Below are 17328 nucleotides of genomic sequence, written 5' to 3' on the forward strand. Positions count from 1 at the left end.
TTTCTTCTTTTAAATCATATAATAAAGTTAGAAATAAGACTATAATAGGATTGAAATAGATGTCCGCTTCCCAGGTTTTTCACTGATTCGTAACGTTAGAAATAAGACTATAATAGGATTGAAATTACACTGTTTATGAAATCTGTTTGGGTTTTGTATTCGTTAGAAATAAGACTATAATAGGATTGAAATGAATCATGAATGATGAGCAGAAAAACGCTAAATCATGTTAGAAATAAGACTATAATAGGATTGAAATCTACCATAAGTCTTTAAATTTGAACACATACATTCGTTAGAAATAAGACTATAATAGGATTGAAATTTAAGAAGTGTAATCTTAAACAAAGGCAAATCAGTTAGAAATAAGACTATAATAGGATTGAAATGTAACTCCTATTTTATTAATAATATACTCTGTCACAGTTAGAAATAAGACTATAATAGGATTGAAATTTCGTTCGTAACTTATTATCACTAAAAAGGTTGTGTTAGAAATAAGACTATAATAGGATTGAAATTTCCTCTACTATATCCGAGAGGGTCGAACATTACTCGTTAGAAATAAGACTATAATAGGATTGAAATACATAAATAAGCTAACTCATCTTCTGTTTCGTTAATGTTAGAAATAAGACTATAATAGGATTGAAATATAGTTGGGACAACTTCAACTGCGAATACACAAACAGTTAGAAATAAGACTATAATAGGATTGAAATAAATTGTATATAACTCTATTTTTTTACTTTTTTTTAGTTAGAAATAAGACTATAATAGGATTGAAATGCAATTGGCGATTATATAATCCGCGATTCCACTACGTTAGAAATAAGACTATAATAGGATTGAAATAGCTGATTTCAAGGTCTTCAATAATCCCTACAGGGTTAGAAATAAGACTATAATAGGATTGAAATGTATATGAAATATAATTTCATCATTTCATGATTTCATGTTAGAAATAAGACTATAATAGGATTGAAATATGCACTAGGGGAAAACATTAATTTACTTAAAAGAGGTTAGAAATAAGACTATAATAGGATTGAAATTTTATTTGATGTTTGGGGAGGTCGTGGATTTCTATCGTTAGAAATAAGACTATAATAGGATTGAAATTACAACAACAGATACACTGAAGATGACTATCATTACAGTTAGAAATAAGACTATAATAGGATTGAAATATCTGCATATTCAATATTTGCAGACAACTCATAAAAGTTAGAAATAAGACTATAATAGGATTGAAATTATTTAAACACATCCTTTAATTTTTTTGTAGCTGCTGTTAGAAATAAGACTATAATAGGATTGAAATTTTTTCTTCATATTTTCTTTGAAACCGTATATGGTGTTAGAAATAAGACTATAATAGGATTGAAATCTTTGAACTTCATGGCACAATAATTTTTTTTTGAAAGTTAGAAATAAGACTATAATAGGATTGAAATATAGTTATAACTTGCTTTTGTTTCATAATAAGATTCGTTAGAAATAAGACTATAATAAGATTGAAATTAAAAACTCATATAATAAAACTATAACATAATATTGTTAGAAATAAGACTATAATAGGATTGAAATGGAGGAAATAAAATCATAACAGTATATGATAATGTTAGAAATAAGACTATAATAGGATTGAAATACATTTTATCACTCTTTTTAATTTTTGCCTACTTGAGTTAGAAATAAGACTATAATAGGATTGAAATGTTTATTATATTTTTCAGATGTTGCTGTTAGTGATCGTTAGAAATAAGACTATAATAGGATTGAAATTTTTACCAAAATCAATTGGGGAATGACAGAAGTGTTAGAAATAAGACTATAATAGGATTGAAATGTCTGCACTATTACAACCTTTGACACTTATATATATGTTAGAAATAAGACTATAATAGGATTGAAATATTCCTCAGTATATGTAATATTCAATGTATCTGAATTGTTAGAAATAAGACTATAATAGGATTGAAATCAAGCACTTGCAAGTGTTAATTCGTTGATATGTATTGTTAGAAATAAGACTATAATAGGATTGAAATTGCACTAATAAAATAATTATCCCCAAGGGGACTGTGTTAGAAATAAGACTATAATAGGATTGAAATTCGAAAACAGATTTATATTATGAAACAATAAAAGAGTTAGAAATAAGACTATAATAGGATTGAAATGATAAAAAATGGATTAATTTAACTGCTTCAGAAATGAAGTTAGAAATAAGACTATAATAGGATTGAAATTTGCCCCTCTTCTAATGTCACCTGCTTATTTGATAAGTTAGAAATAAGACTATAATAGGATTGAAATGATTTTTAAGGAAGTGTTAAAAATGATATTGTTAGGTTAGAAATAAGACTATAATAGGATTGAAATATGCTGCCTGTGCTTAAATAGTATCCATCAGCTGGCTGTTAGAAATAAGACTATAATAGGATTGAAATAACATTAAAAAACAAAGGATCAGATGCTTTCAACGTTAGAAATAAGACTATAATAGGATTGAAATGTCTTAAAGGACAGATACAAAGATAAGGTAATTCCTGTTAGAAATAAGACTATAATAGGATTGAAATTAACAATCATTACATATATTGCAATATCCTTTTTTACTGTTAGAAATAAGACTATAATAGGATTGAAATTTCAAATAAAAAAAGGAAGGATGATTTATATGGATGTTAGAAATAAGACTATAATAGGATTGAAATCAGTCATTAACTGGTAGGAAGATACGATCATGTTTTCCAGTTAGAAATAAGACTATAATAGGATTGAAATTCTGATAAGCTAATGACTGAATCTGAAAGAGTAGAGGTTAGAAATAAGACTATAATAGGATTGAAATCAGTTAGTATATTAGAATAATAAACATACGAACACTGTTAGAAATAAGACTATAATAGGATTGAAATTACAGTTTTATGGTTTGTGAAAATGGGGAAGCGCCGTTAGAAATAAGACTATAATAGGATTGAAATCCACGAACATCACATCCATTATGGATTTGAAGTATAAGTTAGAAATAAGACTATAATAGGATTGAAATAATGGAGGAGATTCACAAGAAGACTTAAAGAAGAGTTAGAAATAAGACTATAATAGGATTGAAATTTAGCATAAGCATCAGTGTAACCTTTACTATAAGCGTTAGAAATAAGACTATAATAGGATTGAAATAATAATTCAAAAGTAAGATACACATTATTGACTGGTTAGAAATAAGACTATAATAGGATTGAAATAATACTCATCAACAGCACTAACATAAGACAACTTCAGTTAGAAATAAGACTATAATAGGATTGAAATACTATTGAACACATGATTTAATATTAAATTTTGGAGTGTTAGAAATAAGACTATAATAGGATTGAAATAATTAATCCGTTTAGTAGAACTGAAAAGGATAGTATTGTTAGAAATAAGACTATAATAGGATTGAAATTTAACACATAATACACTTTATAAGCATCTGTAATAGTTAGAAATAAGACTATAATAGGATTGAAATCTTTCATGGAGGGAATGGGAGTATCAGCATCAACAGTTAGAAATAAGACTATAATAGGATTGAAATCAAGGGATTACAGTCCATTCACAGTATTTGACGTTAGAAATAAGACTATAATAGGATTGAAATAAAGATAGCTATACGGACAGCTACTATGTGGTTATGGTTAGAAATAAGACTATAATAGGATTGAAATTCATTACGAGCTACTCGCTACACTACCTGCATTCTCTGTTAGAAATAAGACTATAATAGGATTGAAATTCATTTTGCACCTATTGATATATAAATTTAATGATGGTTAGAAATAAGGCACTGTCAATAACTTTGGTGATGAATGCCTCGGAAGTTTCTCTGCACCCAGTATTTGGTTTTGAGATAAAATCTTGTCCTAGCTCCTTCAAAAGTTCTTAATGTTTTTTTAATATGCTTAGGGAAAACTTTTTGAAAGAAATTTTCAATTTTATTACTTGTAGTTGGAACATTACTATTTTCAAGATGAAATGTTATTGTTTTAAAGTAAGGAATGATAAAAAACCACAATAAATTAAAAATAACTTTCGGCAAATTGTTTTGTATACTAATAAGATAATCTCTACCTTTTTTAGCAGATTCTAAATCATTAGCATTCAAAACATCAAAAACTAATTGTTTACAATAATTTAAGTATTCCAATTCTTCATCAGAATAATTATTTCTTTTCTTATCCTCTCTAATGTTCCTGTTTATCTTTTGTTTTGTGTGAAACATACAGAATTGATGTCTAACCCCAACTTTTTCAATTGCTGGATGATACTCATCTTTTAAATCAGATACAATACAAATCTTAGGCTGATTATGTAGGGAATCATCTAAAAACTTATATATAGTTTCAATATCCTCTGATTTCACCAGATCCATAGAAACAACAGAATTCAATTTAACATCAAATAAGACTAAAAAATAGTTCTAAACACTGTTAATTTTAGTCCAAAGACTATCAAACAAATAATGTCTGGAATAAGATTCATTCACACTTATATCATCATTTTCATCCAGATTATTATGCAAGATTCAATACTTTGATGTGAAATATTTACATTGAAGAATCTTTTGAGCATATACTGAATTTTATAAATGCTATTTCCAGAAACAGAGTATATTTCGTTGATATATTCTATTACAGGCTTTGTAATATTGCAATTTTCATCAACAATAGATTTAATATTCGTATAAAAAATTTTACCGCATTTTTTACATTTATATTTCTGAATAATGCATTTTTGTTCTTCAACATTTAAAAAATACAATTTACGAACATAATTACCATTTTTAACAACATTTGAGGAATAACAATTAGGACAAAAGGTATATTTATATTTAAAATAAAAATTACTATGTTTAGTAAGCCTAATTAAATTATCATCCGAATTTAAACATCCATTGCTTAATTTCTCCCCATAAGATTCATATTCAGAAAATTCTTCAAAAAAATCGAAAAGTTTAAGTTGTTTATCCTCCAATATAGAACATGGAGCTTTTATATTGTCTTTATTCATATTAATATATTAGCTCCACTTAATATATTAAATTTACTATCTTATTTTAAAAAATAAAAGCCAAAAAAGCATTTAAAAAATTTTTTGAAATTAAAAATTAAAAATTCAAATCACCAAAGTCCTTGACAGAACCTTTTAGTTACTCCAACATAAATTAAGCTAATAGTATCAATTCCAAATGAATCTCCAAGTATTTTAGTAAGATTTATACTATTTATTAACAAAATTATATCCTATGAATACTCATAAATTAATTTTAATAATATGTGCTATAATTGGCTACTCATAATTGTGGTGAAGAATAAATATTCTTAACTATAAATCCCTATACTTTCTTCCTTCAGCTCCAGTTATATCTTTCTTAACTTCATATAACAGCTTGTTTGATATATATGTTTTATTATATCACATTAGCCACTGTCAAACAGTGAGCAGAATTATGTATAACTTGATTTTACATTAATTGTACTGGGTAATGAGTAGTTAAACAAAAATGTTTATTTATTTAGTAGATTATAATAGTAGTATTAAAAGGTAGTAATGGATATTAAGGAGTGAATTTTAATGTTGGATGATTTTGATTTTGATAAGGAAAGTCCGTTTCAACCAGGTCATCCAGTCAGTCCATATTATTTTAAAGGAAGAACTAAAATAGTTAAAAAAATTTTAAGGTACTTGAATAAAGCAGAAAAAGGTGATGTTCAGCATTATTTTATCACTGGGAAAAAAGGTATGGGTAAAACATCTTTAGCAAGATATGTTCAGGACTTTGTTCAAGACAAAATGGTGGGAGTATATATTTCAAATAAAGGAAATCATTCTTTAGAAAATTTAGTAAAACAAATTTTAGAAGAGTTGATTAACTCTGCACCAAAAGATTCCATAAAATCTAAAATTAAAAATATTTTTAGAGATTATGTTGAGAGTATTGAAGTTAAAGGAACTAAATTCAATTTTAAACTAGATGAGTATGCCTCTAGAGATATTGTTGATAATTTTTTATATTATTTGAATAAATCATATGAAGAATTATGTACTGAAAAGGGTATTTTTTTAATTATTGATGATATTAATGGTTTATCTGAATCAAAAGAGTTTGTAGATTGGTATAAAAAGTTTGCAGATTCTATTGAAATGAAAAATTATAATATTCCATTATATATTTTATTAGCAGGGTACCCTGAAAAATTTAATAATCTTGTAAATCAAGATGAGTCTTTTTCAAGAATTTTTCATTATGATCATATTGATTATTTAAATTCAGAGGAAATCAATGAGTTTTTTCAAGATACATTTGATAGTGTAGGAATTAAATGTGATGAAAAATCTTTAGAATACATGATAGCTTTTTCAGAGGGTATTCCTTTGATGATGCAGGAAATAGGAGATTCTGTTTTTTGGGAAGTTGAGAGTAATAGTGTTAATATGGATTATGCAATTAAAGGGATTGTTGAGGCAGGCAGATTAATAGGTAAACGGCAGATAAAACCAGTTATGGATAAATCTATCCGTAGTAAGAATTATGAAAGTATTTTAATGAAATTAGGGGATAAAGGAGTTGATTCATTTAAGAAAAGCGATTTTGAAAAATTTTTATCACCTTCTGAAAAAAAAGTTTTTTCCAAGTTTCTTCAAAGAGCAACAGAACTTAATATTTTGGAATCTATTGGTAAAGATAAAAGTGGAGAATATAAATTTAGTAATAGATTATATTTAGTTTATTTCATGATTTTAAATTTAGAAAAAGAATATAATTTAAATTGGTAAATTAAATGTTAAATTATATTATAAAAAAGTAGGATATATAAGGTAATATGTGTTCAATAGTTGGTCTTCAAGGTAATTTCAAAGCTGATGATTTAATAGCTATGTTAAAAACCTCAAAAAGTAGGGGAAAAGATGCTTCCGGAATATTTTTAGACGGTAAAATACAAAAAGGGATTGATTTAAACGATTTTGATGATAACAACACTTATTCTTTAGGTTTAGGTCATAATCTGCTGGCTGTCCATAATTTGGAAAACAGGACTTCTCACACTCAGCCAATAGCTAAAAACAGTTTAACTTTGGTTTTCAATGGTGAGATTTATAATTATTCTTCTCTAAAGAATTTGCTGGCTAAATTAACAAAAAATAAAGATATTTCTTCTGATTCTGAGTTATTGCTTAATTTAATTGATTTTTATTATGGGGATGATCTGCTTCAGGCAGTTGAAAAAACAAATAATCTCTTAGACGGGGATTATGCCTATGCTGTTACAGACGGAAATAACTTGGCGGTCTCAAGAGATCCTTTAGGTGTCAAACCTTTATTTTACACAGATAATGCTTTTGCTTCTTCAAAACAATGTTTAAAAGGAGACATCAAAACATTAAAACCGGGCTATATCCTTTACAACTGGAAAGAGATACCTCCTAAAACAGATATTTTCCAAAAGAGATTTGAAACCGACAACAGAAAACTTGAAAAACTTGTTAAACTGGCTGTTTTAAAAAGAGTTGACGATTTGGAGGAAGTTGGTGTAATTTTTTCAGGCGGTGTTGACAGCTCTTTAATAGCTTTGCTGCTTCGCGATATTTCCTTAAATAAAAATCTTAAAGTTACTTTGTATGCTGTAGGCAAAAAGGATTCCAAGGATGTGGCTGCTGCTAAGTGTGTAGCCGAGTATTTGGGACTTCCCCTAAAGGTTCATGACATTACAGAAGATATTGTAAAGGACAATCTGAAAGCTGTAGTCAAGTCAATCGGTGAAAACAATCTGATGAAAATCGGAGTTGGAATGACTGTTTATCTTGCTTCTAAAATGATAGCTGAGGACAATATTAAGGTAGCTGTTTCCGGTCAGGGTGCTGATGAGTTGTTTGGAGGTTACAACAGATATTTAAATAGCTATATGGAAAATACTTTAGATGATGAGTTAAGATATGATATGGCTAATATGTATCATGTTAATCTGGAACGTGATGATGCATGTTCAATGGCAAATGGCGTTGAGCTGCGCCTTCCTTTTTTAGATAAAAATCTTGTTGAATTTGCTCTTAATATTCCTGTCAGGTATAAAATTTCAGGTTCTGATGATAAGCTGCGTAAAAATATTTTAAGAAAACTGGCTTTCAATTTGGGACTGGATAAGCAGATTGCTTACAGACCTAAAAAGGCAGCCCAGTACGGTACCGGAATTGATAAGATTTTAAGAAAAAAAGTTTTAAGGGATATTGATATTGAGGAGTATTTAAAATAGAGTTTAAAACTCTATTTAAGGACAGTTACTCCATATCCCATATCTAAACCAGTTACAGGTTCAATAGCTGTTATGATATATTTTCCGGGCATTAAATTTATATTTAAAGTAGCCAAACCGTTATCATCGCTCTGGCAGATATAGAAAACACCGTTTATGTTAAATGTTACATTTGTATTAGATAGCGGATTACCGTTTCCCTTAACAAAGCTTGCATTGAATTGTGATGCATTTAAATATGTTGTTAAGTTTTCAGCTATAATTGTAGGTAAAACTGTAATGTTAAATCCTATATCCAATCCGGTTTCAGGATTAGTAGCTGTTAGGGTGTAATTTCCAGGTCTTAAGTTTATATTTAACTTTGCAACACCGTTACTGTCAGTTTCACGGGTGTAGAAGACTCCATTAATATTAAATGTTACATTTGTATTAGCTAGTGCTTCTCCATTGCCTTTAACAAACCTGGCATAAAACTCTGTTCCGTTTTTATAATATTTAACAAGATTATCTCCAATAATTGCAGATAAAACAGTTACTGTGTTTGTTTTATTTATTCCGTTGAAGTAAGTTGTAATATTATAAGTTCCAGGTCTTAAGTTAATATTTAGGTAAGCTGTTCCATTTTCATCACTGGTTTTTGTGTAATTGACTCCATTTATGTTAAATGTCACATTTACATTAGCTGCGTTAACATTTGCACTGAATTTTGAAGCATTTTTATAATATTTTACTAAATCGCTGCTTTGGATTGAATTAGCTATTGTGTAAACTTTCAAACAGATTATATTTTCAGATGTATTCCATATTTTGCCGTCGGCACTTATAAATGATGTATAACCGTCATTGTGTACTCTGGTATTTATTGATAATGGAACATTTACACCTTTAATTACAGCTCTAAAAAGGTCTCCTTTGTTAACTGGAATGTAATTATTTAATTTAATAGTTGAAAAACCGCTAAATGCGCTTATTCCACTTTGTGTGTGTTTTAATATATCATTTACATAGATGCTGATTTCGTATTTTTCACCACTGTTGTTGAAGTAGGTTCCAACTGCAGCTATCAAATCATTTTCAAGGGCTTCAAATTCATTGGCATAATAAATATGACTTAAATTGAAGTTTTTATATTTGTCCATTCCGCTAATATCAATTTGGTAGTTTTTATTATATGAAACAGTGTTATTTATAATAACTCCTATTGCCTGATAGCCTGTTACAAACTGCGTATCATAATATGAAATGTATAAATATCCTCCGTCACCGAAATTGCTTCCCCAGCTGTTTTTAAGGATAAATGCACCGTCGCCAGGTGGAGTTATCAGGAAGTTGTCTTTGCTGTAGTTATCATCCCATCCGACAAGAAGAACTGCATGGTTTGCGTCTTCAGTTCCGTTATAGTACTGTGCTGAGGTTTTTGAATTGTAGTATGGTGCCTGCTGCTGAGCATTGTATGCAACCCAAAGCCCTCCATATTTAATTAAAGCATCTTTCAGCTGATTGTTGTCAGTTGAATTTATGCGGGGGTGAACAAAAATCATGTCCTGAATGTGAATATCTTCATCAGTAGATATTAACGAGGATATTTTTCCAAGTTCGTCATATGTGTCATATTTGGTTGGAAACATTCCAAGCCAGCTTAACAAATATCCTGCTCCCATAAATTCGGTTCCGCCTTCATTTTCTATGGTATGACCGTAAAGGGAGTATTTAATCATACTGTTTTGAACATTGTTTTCAGAAAAATCATATTCAGTATCTGTTGCTTTAAGAAGAGCTGATTCTAAAGATCCGCAGGTTCCGAATGTCCAGCATGCACCTATTGCACCCTGATTTTTAACTGAACTTACCCATCCGAAGTCACGTAAATCAAATCTTGAAGGAAGTTTAGTTAAAGTTATTGTATTGTTTACTAAAGTTAATGTAATTCCGGAGCCGTCAACAATTGTTGCATAGATTGTATTATTTAATGAAATGATGTCATCAGTAAAATTGCAGTTTAGTGCAGTGTAGTTTTTATCAAATGCAGAAAAAATTCCTGTTGTGTTAAATTGGGAATTATTGGTGAAATAGTTTTTATTCATAAATAATGATGTGTCATAGGTGTATATTGCCCCGCCGTCAAATGCAGCAAAGTTATTTGTGAAACTGGAATTGGTTATTGTTGCATTTGTCATGTCCAGATATAAGCCGCCTCCATTTGATCCCCTGGCATCGTCATTTAATCCGCGGTTGTCTGCAAAATTGTTATTGTTTAATTTTAAATTAACATATGATGCATATATTGCTCCGCCATCATAAAAAGCGGTGTTCTGTGTGAAATTACAGTTTTCAACAGTTAAACTGCCTTCAAGCTGAAGTATAGCTCCTCCAAATTCTGCATATGAGTGTGTAAAAGTTGAATTTGAAATTTCCACATTTTCAACTAAATCAAAGTATAGGCTTCCTCCGTTTTTTTCGCAGCTTATATTTTTAAATTCAGAGTTTTTAATTATAACTTCTTTTGATTCTTTAGATCCGATAGCTCCTGCAGTTTTGTTGGATTTTAAGTTGGTGAATTTGGATTTGTCAATCATAACTTTGGAACCTGTAGCATAAACTGCACTGGCATAATTTGAGTTTAGATTAACAAAATCAGTATTGGCAATATTTGCATTTGCACCTATAAGATACACTGCACCCCAGTCTGAATGGGATGTTCTGATTTCGCTATTGCTTATTTTAATATCTCCGTAAGCTCCAAAAACAGCACTTCCTTTTTCGGAAGTTGTATTTATAAATGAGGAATCTTCAATAGTTAAGCTTCCCCCACTTATCAGACATGAGCCTGCCTGAGTTGAATTCATGTTTTTAAAGGTTACATTATTTAAAATAATATTGGAATCTTTGGCATATATTCCTGAACCGTATGATGATAATCCGTCAGTTAAAATAAGATTGTTTATTGTTAGATTACATTGAGTTACAAGAAGTATTCTTGCATGATTGGATCCGTCAACAGCATATCCGTTCCCGTTAATTACAAGTTCTCTGTTGTTTATTGTAATTCCCTCAGAATATTTGCCGTCGGCAGTGTCATTATAAACATAATTATGATTTATGTTTAATTCATTACCTGATTCATCTATTGCTGTTTGCAAATCTGTAAATGTATTGCTTTCATTAGCCGAAACACAAGTTAAAGATAACAGCAAAACAAAAGATACAACTAAAATACTTAGTTTGGTTTTATTTAACATTTTACCCACATTTTTAATTTTTTTTTAGTTCTTATGAACATTAATATAATATTAATTTATGATTATTAAATGATGTCGCCAATACAAATAATATTTTTTACACAAAATTGTGTTTTGTCTAAGAAAAGTGATGATATAATTTTAAGTTAGTAAAAAGCCCAAGTTTTAATAAACATTTATTAATATTAAAAAACAAAATTATTTTTATTATTATTGAATTAATCATAGGAGATTTATTTATGAAAATTGAAAAAGATGCAGAAAATATTTTAAACAAGTTTTCAAAAACTTTAGAGGATATTCCAGATCTTGAAGAAACTTGGTATATTACTGATAATTTAAATCTTACTCGTGAAGATAAATCTCATGAGAAACATCCTGAAAAAATTTTAAGGAATGCTCATATTGACAAAGAAGGTAAACTTGTTGTTAAAAGAGCAGATTGGGTTAATTAGGGGAATTTTTTATGAAAATGGATTTGGTTTTAGAACTTATGGATGTTCCGGGACAGCTAGTTTCTGTTTTGGATCCGATTAGTGGCCTTGGTGCAAACCTGGTTACTGTAATCCATAAAAGAGATTCTAAAAATGAAAAAGGAATGATTCCGGTTCAGCTTACTCTTGAAGGTGAACGTGATAGTCTTGACAGGGTTATTGAAAGATTCAAAGAGTTGGGAGTTTCCATTATTGCAATGGACGGAGTTGTTAAAAAGGAAGTTGTGAGCACTATTTTAATTGGCCATATTGTTGATAACGACATTAGAGACACTATGGATAAAATTAATTCTTTGGAAGGTGTTTATGTAGTTGGATTTGATATTAAATTAGATGGAGAATCTAAATCTTCTGCTTTAATTAATATTGAAACAGACTTTGGCATGAAAGAATTTGTATTTGATAAGATTGGTAAAATAGCTGCAGAAAAAGATTTACTTATGATTAATGAAGTTTAGGGATAATATGAAAGAATGTAAAGTCATAGTAATGGGATTTGGTGCAGTTGGTCAAGGTGTGGCTAGAGCAATCTCATTAAAAAAAGACATGATTAAAGAAAGATTTGATGTAGAATTAAAAATAGTAGCTGCTGCAGATTCTTCATCTTCTGCAATTTGTGCTGACGGATTAGATGAAGAACTGCTTGTAAATACTAAAAATGAATTTGGAAAGTTATCCAATTATCCGGAATATGGCAGTACTATTTCAGGTTTGAATGTGTTGGATGCTGTGGAATATGACTGTTTGATGGAAGCAACTCCAACCAATATAACTGATGCAGAACCTGCACTGTCTTTAACTTTAAAAGCATTTAAAGCTGGAAAAGATGTTGTAACCTCTAATAAAGGACATTTAGCTTTAAAATTCAAAGAAGTTGTATCTGAAGCTGAGAAAAACAATGTTGAATTTAAATATGAAGCCAGTGTTGGTGGAGCAATGCCTATTATTAATTTCACAAAAGAAACACTTTCATCCTGTGGAATCAAATCAATTGTAGGAATATTGAACGGTACCACCAATTACATTTTATCAAGAATGGCATCAGAAGGTTCCTCCTATGATATAACCTTAAAAGAATCTCAAGAGTTAGGAATAGCTGAAACAGACCCAACTCAAGATGTTGAAGGTATTGATGCAGCTTGTAAAACTGTAATTTTAGCTAATTCACTTTTAGGAATTGATGCTACTTATGATGATGTTGATGTTGAAGGTATTTCAAATATTACTTCACAGGCTATGGATTTAGCCAGAAAAGAAGGTTATTTAATTAAATTAATAGCTGAAGTTTCTAAAGATAAATTACAGGTATCACCACGTTTAATTAAAAAAGGCAGCGCATTTGACTTAAGCGGAACTTTAAACATGGCTACTGTTCGTACTGACCTTGCCGGTGATGTTAGTGTTATTGGACTTGGAGCAGGATCTCTTGAAACTGCTTCTGCGATGTTGACTGATTTGATTAGTATTTTAAAAGTTAAATACTAATTTACTTTTACTTTTTTTGATGATAATATGAAATATGTAATTTTTATCCCTGACGGTTCAAGTGACTATCCAATTGACGAATTAGACGGTAAGACTCCACTTATGGCAGCTGATACTCCAAACATTGATAAAATGGCAAAAGCGGGTTTTGGAGGTTTAACCAATAATGTTCCTGATGCATATACTCCAGGTTCTGATGTAGCCAATATGAGTATTTTTGGATTTAACCCTGCAAATTACTATACCGGTCGCGGACCACTGGAAGCAGGAAGTATGGGTATTGAAACTACTGATAAGGATGTAATTTTCAGATGCAATACCATTACCCAGAAGGACAACCATATGGATGATTTTAATGCAGGTCATATTACTTCTGGGGAAGCTGAAATACTTATGGACAGCTTAAATGATTACTTCAATGAAAAATATGATGATTTTAAAGGCAGATTCTATTCCGGAGTTAGTTACAGACATCTGTTTGTGTATTCATGTGACAGTGCTGAAGATGCTGAGCTATTGGCTGGTTTAAAGACTATGCCTCCTCATGATATTGCCGGTGAAGATTTAAATAAAAATACCTCCGGTGACAAATGGGATGAAAAATTACCTGAATTCATTAAAAAAATCATGTGGGAATCAGGAGAAGTTCTGGAAAATCATGAAGTCAATAAAAAAAGAGTAGCTGACGGTAAAAAACCTGCAAATATGGTATGGTTATGGGGTCAGGGAGTAACTCCAACTTTACCTAATTTTAAAGAGGTTTACGGATTGGATGCAGCAGTAATTACCGGTGTTGACTTGTTAAAAGGAATTGGTGCTTTTGCAGGTTTTGATATTATTAATGTTCCTGGAGCTACCGGATACTTTGATACAGATTATGAAGCTAAAGGAAAATATGCAGTTGAAGCTTTAAAAAATCATGACGTATTGTTTGTACACATTGAAGCTCCTGATGAAGCAGGCCATGCATCAGATACTGCTGAAAAGGTTAAAGCTATTGAACAAATTGATAAATATATTGTAGGTCCGGTTTTAGACAGCTTAAAAGGTCAGGACTTTAAGGCAGCTATTCTGCCGGATCATCCAACTCCTGTTTCAGTTGGAACTCACACAAGAGATGATGTGCCTTTAATAATATATGCTTCTGATAAAACAGGTGATGAGTGCGAATCATTTGATGAACAGGGTGTTCTTAAAGGCAGTTTGGATAAAAAAGAAGGATATAAGTTAATGTCCAGACTAATTAATGATGATTTTTAGAAAAATCATCTCTTTAATTTATAGCTCACTAAAAGATTCTGCATTTATAGGGCTGGTGAGTATAAGTTTAATGTTGTTAATCGCAACAGTTATATATTAAAAAATTTATAATTTATGTTGTAATTTACAACAGTAATTTTATTTTTTTCATGGTGCAACAAATATGGAATCTTTAATTAAAACCCCGAAACATTATTTATTTTCAAATAAAGCATTATTTGCATTATTTTTACCATTGCTTATTGAACAGGGACTGGAATTTTTTGTAGGGTTTGCTGATTCTGTAATGGTTGCATCTTTAGGTGAATCAGCAATTTCCGGTGTTTCATTAGTTGATTTTCTAATGCAGTTATTAATTTTCGGATTTTCTGCACTGGCTACTGGAGGAGCAGTAATAGCCGGTCAGTATTTAGGAAACAATAAGCCGGAAAAAGCTAGAGGAGCATGTAATCAGCTTGTATGGTTTTCAGGAATTTTATCAGTTTTTTTAATGATATTTGTTTTAACAGCTAAATCATTTTTAATAAATACATTATTTGGCCAAATTGAAGCAGACGTATGGAACTATGCAAATATTTATTTATTGTTTATGGCTTTTTCAATACCATTTATAGCTATTTACAATGCAGGAGCAGCAATTTACAGAACCAGTGGAAATGCAATCCTTCCAATGAAAATAATGGTTATCTGTGATATTTTAAATGTTATAGGTAATGCAGTTGGTATTTACTATTTGGGTTTAGGTGTTGAAGGAGTAGCTATTCCTACTGTAATTTCAAGACTGGTTGCAGCAGCAGCTATAATGCATTTTACATTAGATGAAAACTTCAAACTGCATATTAAAAGAACTTTAAAACATAAATTTGATTGGAAAGTTCTTAAAAAAGTGCTGAATGTAGGTATTCCCTACGGTATTGAAAACGGTTTATTCCAGTTTGGCCGTGTGCTGGTTTTAAGTTTAGTTTCAACTTTTGGAACAGTAGCTATTGCAGCTAATTCTGTAGGTTATGCAATTGGAGTATTTTCAGTATTGCCAGGCTTTGCAATTAATCTTGGAATGACTGCAGTAATCTCAAGATGTGTTGGAGCAAATGATTATGAACAGGCAAGATATTACAATAAAAAGATTATTTTAATTGTTGTTGTGTGTCATATTATTGTCAATGCAGTAATATTTGCCCTGTTGCCGGTTATTTTAGGTCTTTATAATTTATCTCCGGCTACTGCAGCACTGTCCGCCAAGATGATTATCTGGCATGGTACACTTGGAATTTTAATTTGGCCAATAGCATTTACACTGCCTAACCTGTTTAGAGGTGCCGGTGATGCAAAATGGGCGATGGCGGTAAGCTTAGCAGTAATGTTTACCTGCAGAATAGGTTTATCTTACATTTTAGCAATAAACTTTAATATGGGAGTATTTGGAACATGGGTAGCTATGTTTATTGACTGGTTCGTAAGAGGCGGATTATACATCTACAGATACTTCAGCAATAAATGGACGGAATATAGAGATGTAGAATCCTAATTTTTCTTTTTTACATAAAAATTCAAATAGTAATGTTTATATTTTTATTTTGATAGGTTGTTTTATTGGTGAGCTTTTTGATTCAGTATATAATAGAATAATTAAAATTGGCATTATTAATCCTTTAAATACAATAAAAGATATACTGATGTATGCAGTTGGTGATTTTTTTAACACAGATTTAAACGAGTATGTTGAAAGATATGTCGCTGATCCTAAGTTTTGGGCTGGTATTGGTGGTGGATTATTGTTTGACGCTGGTAAAATTGCTATATTTACTGGAGTTGGTGCACCTGTAGGTTTAGCTTTAATGGGTGTGGGAACATTTTGCACTGCATATAGCTGTGGTTTGTTTGATATGGATAGCGAAGGTAATTATGTTGGTTTAACTGGTGAGAATATGGGTAATTTTGCTTTTTCAATGGGTTGTAATATTATTGGTAGTGGTGAGGCAGCTTATGCTTCTAGGATTGCATTTAAGAGTATGGGTGGTGAGGTGTTACAGCAGTCTACTAAAAGGGTTGTTTCAGCAAGTTCTTATGGAGGATATTATAGAACAGTGTTACGTAGTGATAGTAAAATAGTTTCATTTAAAAACCCTGCAAAGACGATGCCTGCAAAAAAATATTTAATTGATGAAACAGTGGGTGACACAAATGTAAAAAAATTAGGAAGACTTGGTAAAAACCATGTTGAAAGTGTTTTTGGAGATTATATTTGGAGAGGTATTTGGGAGTCACAGTACTCTAATAATTAGATGTTTGGTGGTATGATTATGGATATTAATGTTAAATGTGTTTTTGTTTTTATTTTTTTTGTAATATTTTATGTATCATTTGCTTGTGATAGAGATTATGCAAAGATTAATCCCATTGTAGAAAAAGATAATTGGCCATCTAGGCTATTTTATATATCTTTTATTTTAATTGCTATTATTATTCCACGTATATAATTTTGAGATAATATTATTTTGGGTGTATGTGTTCTATGATTAAAGATGTTGTAAATGTGATTTT

Annotated in this window: 11 protein-coding genes and 1 CRISPR repeat array (1 of these 12 cut by a window edge); of the genes, 8 read left to right on the forward strand and 3 right to left on the reverse strand. The window is 30.2% G+C overall.

Annotation, left to right across the window (positions count from 1 at the left end):
* A CRISPR array of direct repeats spans positions 1-3790; the repeat unit is 31 nt; unit sequence GTTAGAAATAAGACTATAATAGGATTGAAAT (it extends 1444 nt beyond the left edge of the window).
* A 54-nt stretch (positions 3791-3844) separates the two neighbouring features.
* Positions 3845-4444, reverse strand: a complete 600-nt coding sequence (locus ACMC9J_RS08540) for a hypothetical protein (RefSeq protein WP_427003237.1) — start codon at positions 4442-4444, stop codon at positions 3845-3847.
* A 98-nt stretch (positions 4445-4542) separates the two neighbouring features.
* Positions 4543-5064, reverse strand: coding sequence for a hypothetical protein (locus ACMC9J_RS08545; RefSeq protein ID WP_427003238.1), 522 nt, complete (start codon positions 5062-5064; stop codon positions 4543-4545).
* Positions 5065-5628: 564 nt separating this feature from the next.
* On the opposite strand from ACMC9J_RS08545, the gene ACMC9J_RS08550 reads away from it, so the two are divergent.
* Both ACMC9J_RS08550 and ACMC9J_RS08555 read left to right on the forward strand, forming a co-directional pair.
* Entirely contained in the window at positions 5629-6831 is a 1203-nt protein-coding gene (locus tag ACMC9J_RS08550; RefSeq protein WP_427003239.1) for an AAA family ATPase, read from the forward strand.
* 47 nt (positions 6832-6878) lie between these two features.
* Positions 6879-8306, forward strand: coding sequence for an asparagine synthetase B family protein (locus ACMC9J_RS08555; RefSeq protein ID WP_427003240.1), 1428 nt, complete (start codon positions 6879-6881; stop codon positions 8304-8306).
* Positions 8307-8317: 11 nt separating this feature from the next.
* Here ACMC9J_RS08555 and ACMC9J_RS08560 read toward each other — a convergent pair whose 3' ends face one another.
* Complete coding sequence (locus ACMC9J_RS08560) at positions 8318-11545, reverse strand: C1 family peptidase (RefSeq protein ID WP_427003241.1); 3228 nt, start codon at positions 11543-11545, stop codon at positions 8318-8320.
* A 239-nt stretch (positions 11546-11784) separates the two neighbouring features.
* On the opposite strand from ACMC9J_RS08560, the gene gatC reads away from it, so the two are divergent.
* The 6 genes from gatC (at position 11785) to ACMC9J_RS08590 (ending at position 17069) form a co-directional block, all read left to right on the forward strand.
* The gene (gene gatC, locus ACMC9J_RS08565) at positions 11785-12000 is read left to right on the forward strand and encodes an Asp-tRNA(Asn) amidotransferase subunit GatC (RefSeq protein ID WP_019265636.1); all 216 of its coding nucleotides are present in this window, start codon (positions 11785-11787) and stop codon (positions 11998-12000) included.
* 11 nt (positions 12001-12011) lie between these two features.
* Positions 12012-12497, forward strand: coding sequence for an amino acid-binding protein (locus ACMC9J_RS08570; protein WP_019264093.1), 486 nt, complete (start codon positions 12012-12014; stop codon positions 12495-12497).
* 7 nt (positions 12498-12504) lie between these two features.
* Entirely contained in the window at positions 12505-13524 is a 1020-nt protein-coding gene (locus ACMC9J_RS08575; protein ID WP_019264092.1) for a homoserine dehydrogenase, read from the forward strand.
* 27 nt (positions 13525-13551) lie between these two features.
* The gene (locus ACMC9J_RS08580) at positions 13552-14784 is read left to right on the forward strand and encodes a cofactor-independent phosphoglycerate mutase (protein ID WP_427003242.1); all 1233 of its coding nucleotides are present in this window, start codon (positions 13552-13554) and stop codon (positions 14782-14784) included.
* Positions 14785-14947: 163 nt separating this feature from the next.
* Complete coding sequence (locus ACMC9J_RS08585; RefSeq protein WP_427003243.1) at positions 14948-16312, forward strand: MATE family efflux transporter; 1365 nt, start codon at positions 14948-14950, stop codon at positions 16310-16312.
* A gap of 49 nt (positions 16313-16361) precedes the next feature.
* Positions 16362-17069: a hypothetical protein gene (locus tag ACMC9J_RS08590; RefSeq protein WP_427003244.1), complete on the forward strand. Its 708-nt coding sequence runs from the start codon at positions 16362-16364 to the stop codon at positions 17067-17069.
* The last annotated feature ends 259 nt before the right edge of the window (positions 17070-17328 follow it).

This window comes from Methanobrevibacter intestini, assembly GCF_047402955.1.
GTDB lineage: Archaea > Methanobacteriota > Methanobacteria > Methanobacteriales > Methanobacteriaceae > Methanocatella > Methanocatella intestini.